Annotated in this window: 15 protein-coding genes; 6 read left to right on the top strand and 9 right to left on the bottom strand. The window is 45.3% G+C overall.

What is annotated here, in order from left to right; translation table 11 throughout:
* Positions 1-29 precede the first annotated feature (29 nt).
* From lnt to QUA23_RS24560, 3 genes are all read right to left on the bottom strand, one after another.
* Complete coding sequence (gene lnt / locus QUA23_RS24570; protein ID WP_445243522.1) at positions 30-1,724, bottom strand: apolipoprotein N-acyltransferase; 1,695 nt, start codon at positions 1,722-1,724, stop codon at positions 30-32.
* A 188-nt stretch (positions 1,725-1,912) separates the two neighbouring features.
* Positions 1,913-2,995: a photosystem II q(b) protein gene (psbA, locus tag QUA23_RS24565; protein WP_333077777.1), complete on the bottom strand. Its 1,083-nt coding sequence runs from the start codon at positions 2,993-2,995 to the stop codon at positions 1,913-1,915.
* 549 nt (positions 2,996-3,544) lie between these two features.
* Positions 3,545-3,892 carry a histidine triad nucleotide-binding protein gene (locus QUA23_RS24560; RefSeq protein WP_333071428.1) on the bottom strand — a complete coding sequence of 116 codons (348 nt, stop codon included), beginning with the start codon at positions 3,890-3,892 and terminating at the stop codon, positions 3,545-3,547.
* Between the two features lie 236 nt (positions 3,893-4,128).
* Here QUA23_RS24560 and QUA23_RS24555 point away from each other — a divergent pair, with 236 nt between their 5' ends.
* Positions 4,129-5,658, top strand: a complete 1,530-nt coding sequence (locus tag QUA23_RS24555; RefSeq protein WP_333077776.1) for a YifB family Mg chelatase-like AAA ATPase — start codon at positions 4,129-4,131, stop codon at positions 5,656-5,658.
* 805 nt (positions 5,659-6,463) lie between these two features.
* On the top strand, positions 6,464-7,849 hold the full coding sequence (locus QUA23_RS24550; RefSeq protein WP_333077775.1) for a hypothetical protein: 1,386 nt from the start codon (positions 6,464-6,466) through the stop codon (positions 7,847-7,849).
* Between the two features lie 300 nt (positions 7,850-8,149).
* Here the strand turns inward: QUA23_RS24550 and QUA23_RS24545 are convergent, their stop codons facing one another.
* Positions 8,150-8,992 (bottom strand): hypothetical protein, encoded by an 843-nt coding sequence (locus QUA23_RS24545; protein WP_333077774.1) that lies wholly within the window; start codon positions 8,990-8,992, stop codon positions 8,150-8,152.
* Positions 8,993-9,741: 749 nt separating this feature from the next.
* Entirely contained in the window at positions 9,742-10,140 is a 399-nt protein-coding gene (locus QUA23_RS24540; protein WP_190735383.1) for a DUF4342 domain-containing protein, read from the bottom strand.
* A gap of 398 nt (positions 10,141-10,538) precedes the next feature.
* Between QUA23_RS24540 and QUA23_RS24535 the strand changes: the two genes are divergently transcribed.
* The 3 genes from QUA23_RS24535 (at position 10,539) to QUA23_RS24525 (ending at position 13,058) form a co-directional block, all read left to right on the top strand.
* Complete coding sequence (locus tag QUA23_RS24535) at positions 10,539-10,664, top strand: hypothetical protein (RefSeq protein WP_333042350.1); 126 nt, start codon at positions 10,539-10,541, stop codon at positions 10,662-10,664.
* Positions 10,665-10,858: 194 nt separating this feature from the next.
* Entirely contained in the window at positions 10,859-10,981 is a 123-nt protein-coding gene (locus tag QUA23_RS24530; RefSeq protein WP_333077773.1) for a hypothetical protein, read from the top strand.
* Positions 10,982-11,573: 592 nt separating this feature from the next.
* On the top strand, positions 11,574-13,058 hold the full coding sequence (locus QUA23_RS24525; protein ID WP_333077772.1) for an ATP-binding protein: 1,485 nt from the start codon (positions 11,574-11,576) through the stop codon (positions 13,056-13,058).
* Between the two features lie 142 nt (positions 13,059-13,200).
* Here QUA23_RS24525 and QUA23_RS24520 read toward each other — a convergent pair whose 3' ends face one another.
* The 4 genes from QUA23_RS24520 to QUA23_RS24505 form a co-directional block, all read right to left on the bottom strand.
* Positions 13,201-13,581 carry a hypothetical protein gene (locus QUA23_RS24520; protein ID WP_333077771.1) on the bottom strand — a complete coding sequence of 127 codons (381 nt, stop codon included), beginning with the start codon at positions 13,579-13,581 and terminating at the stop codon, positions 13,201-13,203.
* A 109-nt stretch (positions 13,582-13,690) separates the two neighbouring features.
* Positions 13,691-14,659, bottom strand: a complete 969-nt coding sequence (gene secF / locus QUA23_RS24515; protein WP_333077770.1) for a protein translocase subunit SecF — start codon at positions 14,657-14,659, stop codon at positions 13,691-13,693.
* A gap of 130 nt (positions 14,660-14,789) precedes the next feature.
* Positions 14,790-16,187 carry a protein translocase subunit SecD gene (gene secD / locus QUA23_RS24510; RefSeq protein ID WP_333077768.1) on the bottom strand — a complete coding sequence of 466 codons (1,398 nt, stop codon included), beginning with the start codon at positions 16,185-16,187 and terminating at the stop codon, positions 14,790-14,792.
* 137 nt (positions 16,188-16,324) lie between these two features.
* Positions 16,325-17,308: an alpha-ketoacid dehydrogenase subunit beta gene (locus tag QUA23_RS24505; RefSeq protein ID WP_190740298.1), complete on the bottom strand. Its 984-nt coding sequence runs from the start codon at positions 17,306-17,308 to the stop codon at positions 16,325-16,327.
* Between the two features lie 194 nt (positions 17,309-17,502).
* Here QUA23_RS24505 and QUA23_RS24500 point away from each other — a divergent pair, with 194 nt between their 5' ends.
* On the top strand, positions 17,503-18,078 hold the full coding sequence (locus tag QUA23_RS24500; RefSeq protein ID WP_333077767.1) for a Uma2 family endonuclease: 576 nt from the start codon (positions 17,503-17,505) through the stop codon (positions 18,076-18,078).
* Positions 18,079-18,154 lie beyond the last annotated feature (76 nt).

The raw sequence follows: 18,154 nt of genomic DNA, 5'->3' as shown, positions 1-18,154 counted from the left end.
GATAAAATCTAAAATCTAAAAGCTTGGGGTTAATTTTTAACAAAAAACCGCATTAACCCAGCCAATACTAACAATACAGGTGTCAGCCAATCTCCCCACCGCACGTACAAAGTTTGAGTTTGTCGGCGATAAATAGTAGCATCTCGGACTTCATAGGTATTAATTCTCGACTTCCAAACCGTCTCGCCGCGAGGATTTACAAAAGCAGAGTAACCCGTATTAGTTGCGATAGCTGCCCATCTATCAGTTTCAATTGCTCGCATTACATCGAGAGCATGATGTTGATCCAACATGGGCGGTTTGTAATGGGCATTGTTGGAAGCGGTGATCATAAATTCGCCTCCATTCGCCGCCTGATATCGGAAAATTTCAGCAAACGCGGAATCGTAACAAATTCCGACAATCGCGCGGCCAAACGGCGTATCAAACAATTGTTTAGAATTGCCTGGTACTAAATGAGCATCTAAGGGAGAAAGGCGATTAATAATCCCGCCTAAGATTTCATAAAAAGGGATATATTCGCCTAAAGGTACTAGCTTTAGTTTATCGTAGCGGCCGACAATTTCTCCAGTGCGATCGATCGCCAATAAGCTGTTAGTAATACTATTCTCTTGCTGTCCGAATCCTCCCACCCAAGCCACAACGCCGCGATCGAGAATAGCTTGGTAAAAAGAAAGAGTCGAACGTTGATACTCATTTGTCCAGATAAAAGGCAAAGCTGTCTCTGGAATTAACACAGCATCGACTTTCCTGTCTGCTAACTGTTTGTATCCAGTGGTGTAACCTTCCAAAGCGCGCCCCCAACCCCCTGAATCAAACTTAATTTCGTTAGGAATATTGCCTTGAATAATGCCAATCTTTAAAGCGGTTGCAGCTTCTTGATTCAAAGGACGGTTGTATAAACTCCACCCTACAATATGCAAAACTACACACAAACTAGCAGGCAAAATATAAACAATCCAATTGTTCCTTCTTCCTTCTTCCTTCTTCTTTCTTCCTTCAATAAAAGCTTCGGCGATTAAGCCATTTACTGCTACAATAGCGGCTGTTACTGCGCTGGGTCCGGAGAGTTGACCGAGGTGCAATATTGCTAAATTGTGGGGGCTTTGCGTATATGATAGGGATGTCCACCACAGGGAACCTGTACTCCAAATACTTTCTAAGGCACACCACAAAGCTGTGCCAATTAAAACGCGAGTTAATGCTGAAAATTGAGCATTACTCCCGCCAGCTACCCCTTGTAAAGGGGGGGAGTTAAGAATAACAATAGGATTTTTGCCGGGTAATGTAAGGGAGTTTAGAATTACAAATAGCCACGCCCAAACAGCGACTAAGGTGGCTCCCCACAGCGTGATAAATGCCCAGCAAAAAAGTGCGATCGCCAAACTCGGCCACCAAGGAACTCCCAACCAAGTCATCGGGTGAATTCCCATAATCCAAGATAAAGCTAATCCGTGATAGCCAATTCCCCAGAGTGAAGGAAGAAGGAAGAATGAACCAGGAAGAAGGAAGAATTTTTGTTGTTTTACTTCTTGAAGAGGCCTTTCATAACTAACCACCAAAATCCAGAGGGGAACTAAGGCTAGCCAAGCCAATAGCCAAGCATTTACTGGTGCGGTTGTCAATGCCATCAAAATGCCGCTAAAAAATGCGATCGCCCAGGCTAATGTTTTGGATTTATGAACCAGAAGTTTTTCAAATTTGTGCCTGTTAAATATCGCCACTTTGATGATTGCCAAAAATAATAATTCTTAATCAATATATCAGATCGATCTGGAAGTTCGGCAAGGCGCAGTTTATGGGATTTAACGGATTTAATGGATTTAACAGAAAAAAATCTCTCAAATTCTACTTGCCCAAACAAAAAGCGCCCCTATTTTTAGGAGCGCTTTTTGTTAATCAAAAGCTAAATTTAGCCGTTGATGGAAGGAGCAACCATTGCTACGGGAGTTGTTTCGCCAGCAGCCAAATCGAGGGGGAAGTTGTGAGCGTTGCGCTCGTGCATTACTTCCATACCCAAGTTAGCGCGGTTGATGACATCAGCCCAAGTGTTGATCACGCGACCTTGCGAGTCGATAACCGATTGGTTGAAGTTGAAACCGTTCAAGTTAAACGCCATCGTGGAAATACCCAAAGAGGTAAACCAGATACCGACTACTGGCCATGCACCTAACAAGAAGTGCAAAGAACGGCTGTTGTTAAAGCTCGCGTATTGGAAAATCAAACGACCGAAGTAGCCGTGGGCTGCAACGATGTTGTAGGTTTCTTCTTCTTGACCGAATTTGTAACCGTAGTTCAAAGATTCAGTTTCGGTTGTTTCACGAACCAAAGAAGATGTTACCAAGGAACCGTGCATGGCGGAGAACAGAGCACCGCCGAAGACACCAGCAACTCCCAACATATGGAAGGGGTGCATCAGGATGTTGTGCTCGGCTTGGAACACGATCATGAAGTTGAATGTGCCGGAGATACCCAAGGGCATACCGTCAGAAAAGCTGCCTTGTCCGATCGGGTAAATCAAGAATACTGCGGTGGCTGCTGCAACTGGTGCAGAGTAAGCGACGCAGATCCAAGGACGCATACCTAAACGGTAGGACAGTTCCCATTCACGACCCATGTAGCAGAAAATGCCAATCAGGAAGTGAAAAACTACCAATTGGTAGGGGCCGCCGTTGTACAACCATTCATCGAGGGAAGCAGCTTCCCAGATTGGGTAGAAGTGAAGCCCGATCGCATTCGATGAAGGAACAACAGCACCAGTAATGATGTTGTTGCCGTACATTAAGGAACCAGCAACTGGTTCGCGGATGCCGTCGATGTCCACTGGAGGAGCAGCGATGAAGGCGATGATGTAGCAGATGGTGGCGCTGAGCAAGGTGGGAATCATCAAGACGCCGAACCAACCCACATAAATGCGGTTTTCGGTGCTAGTTACCCACTCGCAGAACCGTTCCCAAACGTTGCCGCTTTCGCGACGCTGTACGGTTGTTGTCATTTGGTTTATGATTGCTTAATTGAATTTTCAAGGTTCGTTGTGGGGATGCCCCACGCTTATATTAGTAACACCATTCACTCTAGTTTGCCAAGGGATTACTGCTGACAATTTAAACATTTTACAAACTTTTACAATAACTTGATATTTCGTAAATATTTGTAGTTTTTTACAAAGTAAAATTACAGATTCAACGGGTTACATATAGCGACCACAAGAACAGAATCTATTGCCTGTAGCTGGGTTCAGCAGTTCAAACACATTATTTTTGTTCAGGTCGATTCTCTTTGTACTTAAATATTTCTTAATTAGGTCGTGAAGAGATGATTTTTAATATTTATTCACATATAACAGGTGGATTCTGCGAGGATAAATTTGTATCGGGAGAATAGTAAAAACCAGGTTTATCGTGCGATCGGGCTGCATTCTCAATAATCTCCAATCAACCGGGTTTATTGACGAAAAAAGAAACCCGGTTTCTGAAGCGCTGGGCAATAGAAATCAACAGGGTTTCTGAGGATGAGTCCGCAAGTTCGGCGTAAAAATTAGTCTTTAGCCTGGGGGCCAGTTCATCTGCCGTCCGCCGAGAATGTGAAGGTGCAGGTGGTCTACAGTTTGGCCACCGTCGCTCCCGCTATTAATGACGACGCGATAGCCGTTGCTAAGTCCGAGTTGTTCTGCTACCCGCTTGACAGTCAGCAGCAAGTGTCCCATGAGAGCATGATCTTCCGACTCGGCATCGGCTAATTTGGCAATAGGCTGTTTGGGAATGACGAGGATGTGGACGGGTGCTTGCGGATGGATATCTCTGAACGCGAGGGCTAAGTCGTCTTCATAAACGATGTCTGCGGGAATTTCTTTGCGGATGATTTTGCTGAAAAGCGTTTCTTGAGTTGTCATGAGTGTTAACGAAGGAAGAAGGAAGAAGGAAGAAGGAAGAATGAAGGAAGAAAGAAGAGGGCGGAAGTGAGAAGTGGGAAGGGGAAGAGGGAAGAGGGAAGACCCAGCAGGAGAGAAGGAAGAGGAGAAAAAGAAGAGGCAAGGAAAAGTTTTTCTTGCCTCTTCCGATATTCATTAGTCATTGTTAATCATAATAGATGATGAATCAAGGACAGGCAAATTAAGGATAAAGAAAAATGCTTGCTAGGGTTTGGAGTGCATCGATCGTTGGAATTGACGCGGTAAAGGTTGGTGTTGAGGCTGATGTGTCAGGGGGGCTACCTAAAATTGTGGTTGTGGGGTTGCCCGATTCTGCTGTGCAAGAAGCTAAAGAAAGGGTTAAGGCCACGCTAAAAAATTCGGGATATGCTTTTCCGATGCGGAGTATTGTGATTAATTTGACTCCGGCGGATTTGCGGAAGGAAGGGCCGAGTTTTGATTTGCCGATCGCCATTGGCATTTTAGCAGCATCGGAACAAGTCAGCGGTCAACTTTTGGGAGATTATTGGTTTTTAGGGGAACTTTCTTTAGATGGGAGTTTGCGGCCTGTGGCTGGGGTTTTGCCGATCGCCGCTGCTGCTCAAAAAATGGGTATTTCAGGGTTGGTTGTACCGGCTGGTAACGCGCAGGAAGCGGCTTTGGTGCACGGAATATCTGTTTATGGTTTTGAGAATATTTTTGCTGTTACTGATTTTTTGAACAATCCTGAAGCTTATTCACCTGTAGAAATAAACGGTAGAGAAGAGTTAACAAAAACGCGGTTTTCTGGTCTAGATTTAAAGGATGTAAAGGGGCAAATTCACGCGCGGCGGGCTTTGGAAATTGCGGCGGCGGGGGGACACAATTTAATTTTTGTGGGGCCGCCAGGGAGCGGTAAGACGATGTTGGCGAGGCGTTTGCCGGGTATTTTGCCACCGCTGACTTTTGATGAAGCTTTGGATGTAACTCAAATTCATTCGGTGGCCGGGTTGTTGAAGGATAAGGGAAGCTTGGTGGGCGATCGACCTTTTCGCAGTCCTCACCATTCAGCATCGGGGCCTTCTTTGGTAGGTGGCGGCAGTTTTCCGCGTCCGGGTGAAATTTCTTTAGCACATCGCGGCATTCTTTTTCTCGATGAATTAACTGAGTTTAAAAGAGATGTTTTGGAATTTTTGCGACAACCGCTGGAAGATGGTTATGTGACGATTTCTCGGACTAGACAATCGGTGATGTTTCCGGCTCAATTTACATTAGTTGCGAGTACGAATCCTTGCGCTTGCGGTTATTACGGCGATTCGATCCAACAGTGTACTTGTTCGCCGCAAAAGAGAGAGCAATATTGGGCAAAACTTTCGGGGCCTTTGATGGATCGGATTGATTTACAAGTGGCGGTTAATCGTTTGAAACCCGAGGAAATTACTCGACAGCCGACGGGGGAGGAGTCGGAACCGGTGCGGGTGAGGGTGCAGCGGGCGCGAGAGCTCGCAACTCGCCGTTTTCACTCGGAATCTAGTTTGCGCTGTAATGCCCAGATGCAAAGCAGCCACATTAACACATGGTGTCAGTTGGATGATGCTTCTCGGAATTTATTGGAGATGGCGATTCGGAAATTGGGGCTTTCTGCGAGGGGGAGCGATCGAATTTTGAAGGTTGCTAGAACTATTGCTGACTTGTCGGGGGATGAAAGCTTGAAAACTCATCATGTGGGGGAGGCGGTGCAGTATCGGACGATCGATCGGATGCAGTAAACAGCGGCTCAAAAGACACAATCCCCGATCCCCGACTTTTTAAAGGAGTTGGGGATCTAACAGTTGATTCGGCGATTTACATCGCTTCTAAACATACGAAGTCCCAGCAGAGGGGGACTAAGGGATTAAGGGGGTATTTAAGCTCGGTTAATGGTGTCCAATTATTTAATTGAGCCACTGAAACGCCCCGATGTTCCCATGTTTGTTGTCTGATTTTGTGCTGCATGGTGCCAGGATCACTGGTGAGAGTTGCGTAAGTTCTGTTAGTGTTATATTGGGGGAGGCGACGGGAAACCAAGGCAGTAGTTAAAGTGGCGATCGAGGAAGCTTTAGATCGATTTACCGAAAGCTACTCAACTGAAGTGTATTAGCGCAAATATTAAGCTGTTTATCAGCACGTCTACGGATCTTATGGTGAGGCCACACGCAGTATTTATACCACCGCAGCTTGAACCTGGTGTCAATGCCACACACCCACAGCTTTTGTCAAAAATTCCTCATAATTTCATCAAAAATTTATCAAGTTTTTACCCAGTTTTTGGCAGTTTTACTGTAATTTATGATACCGATCACCAAAGTTGCACCAATCTTCCCAACGGCTGAATTTTTAATATTTAATTTCTCGCTCTCGCTCTCCCTCACTCTTCCTCACTCTTCCTCGCTCTTCCTCTTTCCCTGGCCCCCTCTCGCTGTTTCACCTTAAAATTTTAAATTTTTGAGTGACAAATCATGGCACGATCGCAGCGCGTTTTGATACCATGCAATCAAGCGCAAGACAATCAGGGAATGCACTGGAGGTGTGTAAATGGAGCTTTTGGCAGAACAAAAACGGTGCTTGGATTGCTTGGTAAGCTCGATCGAGCAATTGGGAGGTCGAATAGACATTCCAAAGCTAGAGCAGATAGCTGAGCTAATCATTCAAACGATGAGAGGGCCTTGGCGGTACTTTCACACGTCGGAACACATTTTTGAGGTCGGGGGGTCAGTCGATCCGATCGAGGTGCTGGCTGCGCTGTTTCACGACCTCGTGTACGTGCAAGTCGATCAGGGCGTTAGTTTCAATATTAGTAGCGCCCTTTGTCCTTTTGTCAAAGAAGTGCGATCGCAGTTAGTTATTAGAGATGAAACCGAACTGCCCGACGATACAATGTATCAGCTAGTGGCCTCAGTATTTGGGTTTATTCCCGGCAAGACTCTCTCTCCGTTTGGTGGCCAAAACGAATTTTTGAGTGCCGTTATTGCTGCCAAATCTTTGGAGCCTTTTTTGCCAGCTAGTACGATCGCCGAGATAACAGCTTGCATTGAAGCTACTATCCCTTTTCGTCCCGTTTCGCCCAGCGGTTTTAGCGCGATCGAACTTTTGCACCAGCGTTTGGTAAGTGCGAACCGCGATTTTAACTTGGGATGGAGCGATGCCCAAACCGTAGAAATTGTCAAGCGTTCTGTCAGGTTAGCAAATCGGGATGTCGAGAATTTTGCCTCTCGAAATTCCTCTAATTTCTTAGACAATACCTGGAATTTGATGCCAGAAACCAACCACGAATTGACTAATGTTAATTCCTATACCGTTGCCGGATATCGCAGGTCTCTGCAAAAAATGGAAGGATTTTTGAACTTCCTCAAACCCGAACTGGTTTTCCAGCAGTTTATGCAAGAGCCGGACGATGAAACCTACGCTAACCTGATTGCCCGAACTCGCAAAAATATCGAAGTTGCTAAACTGTATCTGGGGGTCAAGCTAATTACTATCGCCATTTTAGAAGCTCTTTCCTACCGTTTGGGCCGCGATATTCCCCTTTCAACTATGATGGGAGAATTGCGTACACCAGGATTTAAAACCTCGGTTTTGGAAGATTACTTGCCCAACAGACAGAGCGCCTACCCATTAGAAAGTCAGTTACAAAGAGAAGTGTTAGACCTGCTAGAAATAGGACGAAATCAAGAATCGCGCTATGATATTAAAAACTCCCCGGTTTCTACGTTTATTATCAAATCTATCGGCTTTGCTGAAACAGAAAACTTTTTGAAGAAAGCTCAAGAGTTTTTTGCAGATCCTACTTCTTCGGAAGAGTTTCTCTCTTACTGCGCTCCCGATGTCATCGAGACCATCTCCTCCGGCGTGATGAAACTCTTTGATAGCAGAAAGACGGCTTTAGGGAAAGTTAAATTAGTTCACCAAACAGTTTCTTAGGATAGGTTGGCACAATCTTAAAACGTTTTCCATCGCAGAAACCTGGTGTCTTGAGTTCAGCCACAATGTCCGGTTAGTCTGAGATGTTGCACTATTCTCAATAACGGGCTCTGGGGCCCGTTCCACAAAGAATGAGTTTTCTTGTGGGGAGTAGGTGTTTGGGAAAAGATCCCGCCCATAGCAGGCTTATTGACAATGGTGCAATATCTCAGTTTAAACCATAAAAAAAGTCCTCTTTAAAGGACTTTAGCTATGAGTCTGGGGTTTGAACCCCTGGCGGACTAATTCGACATCCAACTTCTATTGCGGTGAACCAGCCGCACCCTCTGCGCCGGAGTTGCTCTCAGGTACAGCCGTATCCGTAGGATTAGAATCGCTCTGGCTTTCGGTATTAGTTGAGCCGCTCGTACCTGCTCCAGAAGCGCCCTCACCTTGAGTTGGAGATGGAGTAGCTGAACTCTCAGGTGCTGGAGTTGGCGGAGTGGAAGCGGGCTCCCTCTGCGAATTTGGAACCGTAGTATCGGTATTATTTGACGGCGAAGATGGAGACGGCGCTGCTTCCTGAGCGGGTGCATCTTGCTGCTGTGAATTTGGAATTGTAATATTGATATTGGGAGCCGGACTTGTTTGAGGAGCCGGAGTTGCCTGTTGAGCTGGACTTGGTTGAGGAGCCGGCGTAGCTTTTTGAACAGGAGATGGTTGAACCGGAACCGGAACAATCTTTTGAATGATCGTTTTTTCTCTCTCTATAGTCCTAGTCGGAGCTGGTGTTGCTGAAGGCTGATTTGCTTTCGGTACAACAATCACAGGAGCAGCAGTAGGAGTAGGAGCCTCCTCGCCCCGATTGAAGTAATATACACTGCCCAGAACTAAGCCTACCAAAGAAGCCAGAAGAATCCCTAACAGTAACCCGCGACCAGCATTCTCGTTATCCCGGACTTCTTGGACTCCAACTTGGCGGTGGTTTTCGGCCATTTCACCCTGTACATAACCTTGGTGATGAGCTGCTTCTTTAGAAGCCTTACCCGTTGTACTCGGAACATTTGTAGTGGTTCGCGTTGTACTGACGTGACCGTTAGTTGCATCTGTGTGAACTTCTTGATGAATTTCACGGCTAGAGCTATTTTCTTCGTTAGGTTTCATAATTATCTTAGCCACAATTATTCAAAAAATATTTGTCTCTAGGAGATTCTCTGGTTTGAAAACTTGAGCTAAGCTGTTGAGCAGTTAAATCACTTATTTTGATTTACTGTCAAGATTTAGGTGTAAGCGTTGGGTGTTTGGCTCATACCAGTTTAAATGCTTAACAGCTTTCTGCTTAGGGAGTTTATAGAACTGTTGGTTTCTCCTTCATCTGTATTAAATATAACGGGCCAAGGTATTAAGCAGGCTCTACCCTTAGAGTGATTGCCAGAGTCCCCAAAGGAATAGAATTAGCCGGACTTCAACAAAGAAGACCGGCTAAATGAGTTATTTATAATGCTTGCATAGCAAGCATATAGCAATCGCAGGAGTCGTAAATTTTTGAGCCCACCCCAATCCTCCCCGAAGTTGCGGAGAGGAAGTAATAAATTCACAAATGCTGCGAGGATTGTTATAGATAATTCATGACACGCTTAAAAGTGGCAACTTTACTGTCGGAGTGGGAAGACAATTCATCAGAGAAATCTGGAAAAAAGAGAAGGGAGTAGTAAGAGTTACTAGCTTCCTATTTATCAAGCCACTTTCTGCTTGAAATTTGTTTAAATCCGGTTAAATAACCCCAATTAAGTTTTTAGTAATCAACGCAAGTTTTTTCTTCTCCATCAAGAGAGGATAGTCGTACTCACGACCAACAAGCTTTATTACGGGAAATTAACCGGACAGGAGCCTTACTAACAACTGAATTTTTTTTACTCGGTTCTTTCAATGATGATAGTCATGTGAGCAACTAATGCACCTATCGCTCCTACTGCTGCAATGACTGGAAACAATGCCGCACCAATCACTCCACCGACTACTCCCACCGTCAGAGGAACTTCTACCAATATCCGTCCCTCTTCATTTTTGATAATGATGCGGCGGATATTTCCTTCGTGAATCAGTTCTTTAACTTTAGCAACCAAATCGTCGCCGTTAATTTTCACCTCTTCGACGCTAACTTTTTGCTGAGTATAAGCTGGGGTTTCTAAAGGAGTCGTTTCAAAATTAACCTCACTAACTTTTTGGGAAGAAACCTTGTCAGATACAGGTATTGATTCGAGTTCTCTTGTCCCGACCGGTTCTTGTAGGCGCTCTGTAGGGGTGTCCATTTTTTGTTCTCCTTTTAGGTAAAAGTATTTTTGTATAGAATTATTTAGAAATATAACACGCAACTTTTTGTCGATCAATCATTCTTTTGGGTGATATTGCTGTTGGTGCTATTGTGCTTTTTTCTCTCGATCTTTAACGGCGATCGCCTAAAATCCTTCCTCGGTAGGCCCTAGCTGCCGACTTCCCTAGTGCCACTTGGTTAACAGTCTAGTTCTGGACCTCGCACCGCCCCACTCTTCAAAAACCTCCGATCCAGACAGCCCAAGGATTAAAGGGACTTTCACAGACTCAGAGACTCAGACTCAACAGGTGTACCGGTTGAAATAGTGACATTGTACTGAAAGTACGATCGTCCCGCCGTGTATAGAGTTACAACCTCTAATTCGGGAAACCGCACATGGAAACCGTCGCTTACTTTCCTCAAATGTCATTTGAATTTAACTCAGTGCGATCGCCCAACCAAACCCGACGCCCCGATGTTCCTCAAATCAACATCTTAGAGTTTCTAATGAGAATTGCCTAAAATCAAGGGGGAGGAGAAATAATAATGCTCGAAATATTATCGTAACCAAACCAACTTCCTGAAATTGAAGTTGAAGTTGGTGGGGAAAAGTCGGGTAAAATAGAATTATTTCTTTCTGCTTCCTCTTGATTCTCCGTGTCGGATTTGCCAGCGAGAGAGTTTGAATCTCAAGTTCGTGGCCCGACGGTACTTTTGTGGAAACTTTTAAGGCACCTGAAGCGGATGTGTGGAATGTGAGTTTTAGTTGCGATCGCACAACTTTAGCATCTGCCAGGAAAAATTTCGTCGGTGAAGCTTGGGAGTGTCGATGCGGCTAAACTATAAGCTGCCGAACTTGACAAATTGCTCGCCATCGGCTCTCCTTAGCTCGGAGACTACCTACAATACAATCTTCGGGTTGAGTGCGATCGGCATTTGTGCAAAAAAACTGACAATTGAGATTCATTGGCAATTGCCGGAAACCTGTTTTGCCTGAATTTTAAAATCGGGCGATCGGCTGCCGATTTGTCGCTATTGTTGTGTTATTGTAATATAATTTTACGCAAGGGGTAATACGAAATTTACTGCCACAGGTCGCAGATGTCTATCCATATGAACCAAATTAATGTCATCAAAAATTAAAAATAGTTATGACTGGTATATTCGGATTAGTAAAATCTTGGATATATAAAATTCAATACATAGTCAGGTTTCAAAGTGGTATTTGGTGTTAAATCAATCTAACCTGCAATATCGTTTCGGGGGACACCAGCATGATTTAAGGAAAAAAAAATCCTGCTGAATTAACTGGATTCCAGGGAGCAGAGGGAAGTTGATAACTAAGCTATAAAAAAAGTTAAAAACGCTGTCTAAATAGTAGGCAAGACTCTAGCAGCCAACCGCAACTGCCAATTACCAAAGGAGGGAGCAGTGTATGAACCTGACGGGTTGAGTCCCCTAAAATCGCCGCTTGGTTTGCGATCGACTCTACAGGAATTAACCCTGTACGACTTTCTCCTAGAATCTGAGTGTCCGGGGAACGAAGTTGCTAAAATTTTTCAAGCAAACCCTTTAGTTCCCGGCATCATCATCACTCAGCAAGGAAAGTTTATAGGGATGATTTCGCGGCGGCGTTATTTTGAACACATGAGCCGCCCCTACAGTTTGGAGTTATTTTCTCAACAGCCTTTGTTCATACTCTACCGCTTTACTCAAACTGATATGTTGGTTCTCGATCGCGAAACCTCAATTATGACGGCAGTGCGACAGTCTTTGGAGCGATCGCCCGAATTAATCCACGAACCCATTGTAGTACAAGTCGAACCGGAAACTTACAAACTTTTAGACGTACACCAACTGCTGCTTTCTCAGTTGCAAATTCACGAGTTGTCAACAGTGGCGATGCGCGAGTCGCAAGCGCAATTAAGACATCAAGCCCAACAGCTCGAACTTGCCCTGCTGGAACTTCAGCGCACTCAAACTCAACTAATTCAAACAGAGAAAATGTCTTCTTTGGGGCAGCTAGTTGCAGGAGTAGCTCACGAAATTAACAATCCGATCGGCTTTATATCTAGCAATTTATACCACGCTCAAGAGTACACGCAAGCTTTAATGCGGATGCTCGACATCTACAAGCAGCACTGTCCCGAATTCATACCGGAAATTGCAGCAGAAGCCGAAAAAATAGAACTCGATTATTTAGTTGAAGACTTGCCGAAAGTGTTAAATTCCATGCAGCAAGGTGCAAAAAGAGTCCGCGACATCGTTTTGTCGCTGCGGAATTTTTGCAGGTTGGACGAAGCTCAAATGAAGCAGGTCAACATTCACGACGGTATCAACAACACGATTATGCTTTTGCAAAGCCAGCTTAAAGGGAAACCGGGGCAGGAGGCGATCGAAATTCACAAAGAATACAGCGACTTGCCACTGGTGCAGTGCTATCCCGGACAGCTCAATCAGGTATTTATGAATATTTTACTTAATGCAATTTACGCTCTGGTTGAGTCTAATAAACACGACAAGGTTGATAAAAAAAGCACGAAAAAGTCGCAATCAGCCGAAGAAAAGCAGCCTTGTACAAAGACTCAATCATCAGTTTCTCAGTCTACCCGCCTAATTCCTACGATTCGGATTCGCACCGAGTTAAGTGATAAAAAAAAGGTAATAATTAAAATTTCTGACAATGGGCCGGGGATGACAGAAGATGTTCGGAAGCGGTTGTTTGACCCTTTCTTTACTACTAAGCCGGTCGGCCAAGGAACGGGTTTGGGACTGTCGATTAGCTATGAAATTGTTGTCAACCAACACGGCGGCGAATTGAAGTGCTTTTCGGAACCGGGAAAAGGAGCAGAATTTGCGATCGAGATTCCGCTTCAACAGTCTTCCGTAGCACAGATTTTGCCTCGCTTTGCGTGATACAACAGAAGGAAGAAGGAAGAAGGAAGAAGGAAGAAGGAAGAAGGAAGAAGGAATAAAAGTTAGGGACTCGGCAGTTGAAACCGCTTAAGAGTCAAACTTTCGTTTTTGTGGCTTGAGACTAAAGAATAAAGCCTGTCGGCTACCGCGAACCTTTGCAAACCCACTTCCACAAAGGATGACTCGGCCCTCGCTGGCGAATGCGGCGAACTTGTTGTTCCAAACCCTGTTTTTCCCGCATGGGCAATCCTCGCACTATATTGCGACTTTGCCACGTTAGCACTGCTAAAGTCATTCCCAAGCACAAACCCAAACCGAGACTCGGCCACCGATTAAAAGATAAACCGTAGCGCACTGCCGCCCAAGTGAAGTGTTCTAACCACAACGCTATTTCGCGGCGCAAACCCCAAATGCTCAAAGAACCGACGCTAATCCACAGCAATATCACAGTTAACCAGCGGCCGTAAACTGTTAGTTTGTGAAGCCTTTGGACTTCAATTTGAAAAGTTTCCTCAGTAGTCATTTGTTATTTGTCATTTGTCCTTGGTCATTGGTTATTGGTTATTGGTTATTGATGATTTATTATTAGTCAGTCAACAGTTAACCGTCAACAGTTAACCGTCAACAGTCCATTAAACTTCCTCTGACTGGTTGATTCCTTCTGCAGGGACGGGGATAGAGTGGGCCGTCCGAGTGCGCCACCAAGCTAGCAGCGTACTGGCAATGAAAATACTCGAATACGCACCCGCAATAAAGCCGACAATCAATGCTAAAGCAAAGTATTTGAGGGTTTCGCCGCCAAACAAAAAGATTGAAAACAAAGTCAGCAGCGTTGTCATCGTCGTGTTAATTGACCTTCCCAGCGTCTGCATGACCGCATCATCGACAATTTGATTTATCGACTGTCCCGGATTTAGCTTGATTACTTCGCGCACGCGATCGTAAATTACCACTGTATCGTTAACAGAAAAACCGATAATTGTCAAGAGAGCGACCACAAATAAGCTGTCAACTTCCACTCCTTGAACTAAACCCAAAAACGAGAAAACACCAAGAGTAACCAACACGTCGTGGAAGAGAGCAACGAAAGCAAAAAAGGCATAATCCCACTGAAACCGGAATGTTAGATAAACCGTAATTCCCGCAAAGGAAAGGAATAAAGCCAACAATCCCGAAGTAAATAATTGTTTACCGAGGGTAGGCCCAACCGTATCAATTTGAGTAGATTGAGGAGCAAAAGCGCCTATCTTTTCGCTCAAAGCTGTTTGCAAATTAGTCCGCTGTTCGACATCCAAAGTTTTTGTTCGCAGTGACAAACCTCGCTGTTCTTGGCCGATAACTTGAATGCTGCTGCCTGCCAAACCTTGGGCGTCCAGGACTTCGCGGACAGCAGCAAGATCGATGGGTTTACAATTTTCCGGTTTCGTGCAGTCGAGTTCAAATTGCAGGCGAGTGCCGCCGATAAAATCTAAACTGGGGCGCAGCGGTGCGCGAATGTCGGGACGAGTCCAAGAAATCGCCATCGACACTATACCTGCGAGGATTATAGCGGCGGAAATACTCCACCAGAGCGATCGTTGTTTGATTACACTGAATTTCATAATTTGAATGAAGAAGGAAGTTCGGCAACTGATTGTGTAAGGGATAGAAGGAAAAAGGAAGAAGTCACTCGTTATTGGTTATTGGTTATTAGCTAATGTAGGGTGCGCTGGGCGCACCTTACCTAATTAGTTAACTATTAGCAGTTTTCGACAAACCGGGACAGAACCACTGAGGTTTCCGCAATGCTGGAAAGCTCAATACTACGAACAGCAGAGTGCGGCTGCAAGTGAGCGCAGTAAACATACTCACTCCCACCCCCAATGCCAGAGTTACAGCAAACCCTTTAACTAAACCAGCGCCCAACCAGAACAAAGCAGCACAAGCAATAACTGTTGTGACGTTACCGTCTAAAATGCTGGAAAAAGCGCGGTAAAAACCCGATTCGACCGATCGATAAAGCGATTTCCCCGCCCGCAACTCTTCCCGCGTGCGCTCAAAAATCAGCACGTTAGCATCCACGGCCATCCCGATGCTGAGCACAAAACCAGCAATTCCCGGCAGCGTTAAAGTCACTCCCAAAAGCACGAAAGCTGCCCAAGTTAACAGAGCATAAATTAACAGCGCAATATTGGCAATTACGCCGGGGAGCCGATAGTAGACAACCATGAAAATCAAGACTAAAACTAAGCCGCCGATACCTGCGTTAATACTGCTTTGAATGCTGTCTTTACCCAAGCTAGCGCCGATCGTGCGGTTTTCTACAATTTCGACCGGCACCGGCAAAGCACCGCCACGCAATTGCACTGCTAAATCGTTTGCTTCTTGCGTTGTAAAGTTGCCTTGAATTACGGCACTCCCACCAGTAATTCCTGTCTGGGCAAATTCAACGCCGACGACGGGAGAACTGATCATTATGTCGTCTAGGAAAATACCGATACTGCGTCCGGTGCCTGCTAAATTTTTAGTGAGTTGGGCAAAGAGTTCGCCTCCTTTGGTATCGAAAACAAGAGCAACGTTCCAGTTGTTCCCAGCCGCCAAGGGTTGAGGTTGAGCGTCTTTGAGGTTTTCACCACCGAGGCCGGTGCTTTTGAAGAGTTTGGCGATCGCCTCATTGCTTCTTTTCAAAGCAGCCTGATTTTCTTTAATAGCCGCCTCATTCGGGCTAGTTTTCAATTCTGCTTGTTTGACCAGCAATTCCTGCTGCAACTGCCTTTCAATGGCTAATTGTGCTTCTGTTCCGGGCAGTTGTTCCAGAAATTCTAGCTTGGCAGTGCCGCCCAAGACTCGTTCTGCTTGCTGTGGGTCATTTACTCCGGGCAACTGCACGAGAATTTGGTCTTCTCCTACTGTTTGGACTAATGCTTCGGAAACGCCCAAACCGTTAACCCGGTTTTCGACAATCCGCCGCACTGCTTCTAACATTCCCTGGTCAATTTTGGGAATTGTGGGGGTAGTTTTTACTTGAATTGTGAGTTGCGACCCTCCTTGCAAGTCTAATCCCAGCCGCGTCGGAATTGTTACTATTACAGTAATAGCGGCGATGATTAAAACAAAAATTAGGGCTAATAGGGAACGTTGTTTTTGCATATTTAATTATTAGTCATTGATTAGTTGGCAGTTGTCCGTTGGCAGTTGTCCGTTGGCAGATTTTAGTCATCAGTCATCAGTCAACAGTCATCAGTCAACAGTCAACAGTCAACCAATGACTACTGACTAATCACTATTTATACTCGCAAAGCTACCATTTTTTGGACTGCCTCGACAATTTGAGTGGGCTGGACAATTGTCAGTCTTTCCAAATTGCCGTTGTAAGGTGTGGGAATATCTTGTGAAGACAGGCGCAAAACCGGTGCGTCGAGCTCGTCAAAAAATCGATCGCTAATCGAAGCAATTAGTTCGGCACCGATGCCTCCTGTTTTCATGCACTCCTCTACAATAATTACTTTGTGAGTTTTGCGAATGGATGCGCCGATGGTCTCCATGTCCAGGGGTTTGAGAGAAATCAGGTCGATTACTTCTGGATCGTAACCTTCTTTTACCAGGGCGGGCACGGCTTGCATGACGTGGTGTCGCATCCTCGAATATGTCACGATTGTGACATCTTTGCCCGATCGCACAATTTCTGCTTTGTCCAGCGGCACTAAATATTCTGTTTCTGGCAAATTTTCTTTGAGGTTGTAAAGAAGAACGTGCTCGAAAAACAGAACGGGGTTATCGTCGCGGATGGCTGATTTTAAGAGTCCTTTGGCGTTGTAGGGAGTCGAACAGGCGACTATTTTCAAACCGGGTACTGCTTGGAAATATGCTTCTAAGCGCTGGGAGTGTTCCGCGCCGAGTTGCCGGCCCACGCCGCCGGGCCCGCGAATTACCATTGGCATTTTGAAGTTGCCGCCGGATGTGTAGCGCAGCATTCCGGCGTTGTTGGAAATTTGGTTGAAGGCCAGCAGCAAAAAGCCCATGTTCATGCCTTCGATGACCGGCCGCAGTCCCGTCATTGCTGCGCCTACTGCCATGCCTGTAAAGCTATTTTCGGCGATCGGGGTGTCGAGCACTCTAAGTTCGCCGTATTTGTTGTAGAGGTCTTTGGTGACTTTATAGGAACCGCCGTATTGACCTACGTCTTCGCCGAGTACGAATACGGCGGAGTCGCGGGCCATTTCTTCGTCTAACGCCTCGCGGAGGGCGTTGAACAATAAGGTTTCTGCCATAGGAGGTGAAGCAATGATTGCAGGAGGGTCAGATTAGAATCTTAACCTTTCGGGGGTGTCGATCTAGGAGTCGATCGCAAATTTGACAGTTAAAACCTGAGATTTGGCCAATCTTTATCATAACATTTGTATTATGTCAACGAATATTTAAGTTAAAATAATACTAACTTGCCTGCCCACAGCAGAGGAATATTATGCTACAGACAAAAACTCAACTAACTCTGGAAGAGTTTTTCACTCTTCCCGAAGGAGAAGGCGATATTACCTACGAACTTATTGACGAGCAAGCAGTACCGAAAATGTCACCTAAAAAATTTCATTCTCGCCTCACCAGAAGCCTCATAAAACTCCTCGAACAGTGGGGTGACGAACGGGGAGAAATTGGTGTAGAATGGGCGGTGAAATTAACCCGCCACGGGCGAGACTGGGTGCCAGTACCAGACCTTTTATATGTTTCTTACCAACGCTTATCTCCTGACTGGAATCAAGATGAAGCTTGTCCTGTAGTCCCGGAATTAGTCATAGAAATTATTTCACCAGAACAAACTTTCGGTCAGTTAGCTGCTAAAGCGAGAGATTATTTAGATGCTCAGGTATTGCGGGTTTGGGTAGTAGATAGCAAGGCGAGAAGTCTTACAGTTTTTTACCCCGATGCAGCACCGCAGACTTATATGGGAGATACCCTATTAAAAGATCCACTTTTTGAGGGATTAGAATTTACTGCGGTCCAGCTATTTCAAATGGCAAAAATACCGCTAACCTTCTCTTAGATCCCGGACTTCCTCTAGAAGTAGGGTTCTGGATATTCGGTTTTTTTGAGCGAGGCTTACTTAATTGCTCGTTAAT

Origin of the sequence: Microcoleus sp. Pol1C5 (assembly GCF_036701115.1) — a bacterium.
Lineage (GTDB): Bacteria > Cyanobacteriota > Cyanobacteriia > Cyanobacteriales > Microcoleaceae > Microcoleus.
The sequence above is the reverse complement of the archived record's forward strand: the minus strand, read 5'-3'. Positions and strand labels throughout refer to the sequence as shown.

Coding starts and splice junctions, on each gene's coding strand:
- QUA23_RS24550 (WP_333077775.1), top strand. CDS start 6,464: ATGGAGCTTTTGGCAGAACAAAAACGGTGCTTGGATTGCTTGGTAAGC.
- QUA23_RS24535 (WP_333042350.1), top strand. CDS start 10,539: ATGGAAACCGTCGCTTACTTTCCTCAAATGTCATTTGAATTTAACTCA.
- QUA23_RS24540 (WP_190735383.1), bottom strand. CDS start 10,140: ATGGACACCCCTACAGAGCGCCTACAAGAACCGGTCGGGACAAGAGAA.
- psbA (WP_333077777.1), bottom strand. CDS start 2,995: ATGACAACAACCGTACAGCGTCGCGAAAGCGGCAACGTTTGGGAACGG.
- QUA23_RS24500 (WP_333077767.1), top strand. CDS start 17,503: ATGCTACAGACAAAAACTCAACTAACTCTGGAAGAGTTTTTCACTCTT.
- QUA23_RS24505 (WP_190740298.1), bottom strand. CDS start 17,308: ATGGCAGAAACCTTATTGTTCAACGCCCTCCGCGAGGCGTTAGACGAA.
- QUA23_RS24560 (WP_333071428.1), bottom strand. CDS start 3,892: ATGACAACTCAAGAAACGCTTTTCAGCAAAATCATCCGCAAAGAAATT.
- QUA23_RS24520 (WP_333077771.1), bottom strand. CDS start 13,581: ATGACTACTGAGGAAACTTTTCAAATTGAAGTCCAAAGGCTTCACAAA.
- secD (WP_333077768.1), bottom strand. CDS start 16,187: ATGCAAAAACAACGTTCCCTATTAGCCCTAATTTTTGTTTTAATCATC.
- QUA23_RS24555 (WP_333077776.1), top strand. CDS start 4,129: ATGCTTGCTAGGGTTTGGAGTGCATCGATCGTTGGAATTGACGCGGTA.
- secF (WP_333077770.1), bottom strand. CDS start 14,659: ATGAAATTCAGTGTAATCAAACAACGATCGCTCTGGTGGAGTATTTCC.
- QUA23_RS24545 (WP_333077774.1), bottom strand. CDS start 8,992: ATGAAACCTAACGAAGAAAATAGCTCTAGCCGTGAAATTCATCAAGAA.